This window comes from uncultured Agitococcus sp. (genome assembly GCF_937920075.1).
Lineage (GTDB): Bacteria > Pseudomonadota > Gammaproteobacteria > Pseudomonadales > Moraxellaceae > Agitococcus.
In genome coordinates, this window is record NZ_CALETI010000238.1 from 1 (window position 1) to 1,353 (window position 1,353).

The 1,353-nt window shown below is 41.2% G+C and carries 2 protein-coding genes; both read right to left on the reverse strand.

Annotated elements, in window-relative coordinates; genetic code table 11:
• Positions 1 to 184: DEAD/DEAH box helicase family protein (locus Q0212_RS16800; protein WP_367175771.1), on the reverse strand; the 184-nt coding region annotated here is incomplete at its 3' end.
• Positions 185 to 679: 495 nt separating this feature from the next.
• Positions 680 to 1,353, reverse strand: a 674-nt coding sequence (locus Q0212_RS08345) for a hypothetical protein (RefSeq protein WP_297924444.1), incomplete at its 5' end; no start/stop codon positions are given.

Consider the following 1,353-nt stretch of genomic DNA (forward strand, 5'->3'; position numbering starts at 1 on the left):
GTGTTGGCGTAGCTATGGTGATAAGTTTGTGAGACAGCGATTTTATAACGGTGGCAATAGTTGTGCTTTTGCCTGTGCCTGCGAAGCCTGTGAGTAGGACTGGTTGTTTGTTGGCTATGCAATCGGTAATTGTGTTAAATGCAAGTTGTTGCTTTGGGGTGAGTTTCATATTGTTGGCCTTCATTACTGGCAATCATTCAAGAATTGAAACGGCTGTGAGTGAATGACTCTCACTTTTCGGTAGCTAACCTAGCCGCCTTGTTATTATCGCGTTTTTAGTGCGTGTTTTCTAATAACTTTTACTTATAAAGAATAGTTTTTTTATAGTTTTTACTATGTGTTCCTGTAAAAAAAAATGACACGGCAGTAGGAACGGCTGCAAGCCTTGCGGCTGTAAGGCTAGAGGGGAATCGTGCCAACGTAATGTTCCGACTATATAATATATATATAATAATTACAGAGAGAGAGCATTGTATTAAGGTTTTTAGGGGATTTTGTTAAAAGACGACAATTTTTTCTAAAATTGTTTTTTGAGTGGAACACTGGAACACTGGAACGTTTCTCTTGTAGCCCTTGCGGCTCTAAGGTTTGACCTGTTCCACACACTTGGAACACTTTAGGAAACGTGTCACAGTATTAAAAACAGGAGGCCAATTCCGTTTGACCGTTCTACAGTAGCCTATTTTGATCCTGTCGCGCAATCACTTTTGAAAAAAACAGGCATAAAAAAACGAACCGCTTTGCCCTCCTTTTTTTCAATGATTTTTTCTTGCCCTTGCAGTTTGGCTAATAACTCTAATTTTTGAACCGCGTCCATGTTTCTAAATGCTCTAAGTTTTTGGCCAATATCGCGGCTTGATGCGCCTTTTTTGCCAAAATCATACACGACATTTAAAACATCTTCCTCAATCCCTATTTCCTCATCTAGTCCGTTAATCTCTAAACGTGATAACAACTTCTCTAAATGAAACACAATCCAATTGCTACACCACTGCACAACCGCCTCGTTGATAGTGGGCTGGCTTGGTTTATTAAACGCGCCTAAAGCCACGCAAATCCGCTTAAACGTGCCACACCAGCCCAAAGCAATACCTAACAAATCTTTGCGTTCTTCACTGCTACAAGTGGCCTTAATGCGGTTTAGCGCATGAGTAAACAAGGTGGCGGTATTATCGCAATCAAAGACGGCGATTTTCTGAACGGGATTCATTGAGGCTATATCAATAAATTCACTGCCCGTATTTTTAATTGCAGCAACAACCACTTTGACATTTGTCGGGAATGGCGCGTCAAAATCACGCTCACACGTTACGCTGTCGCCACCATCTGCAATCATTAAACGCTGTAGACTGC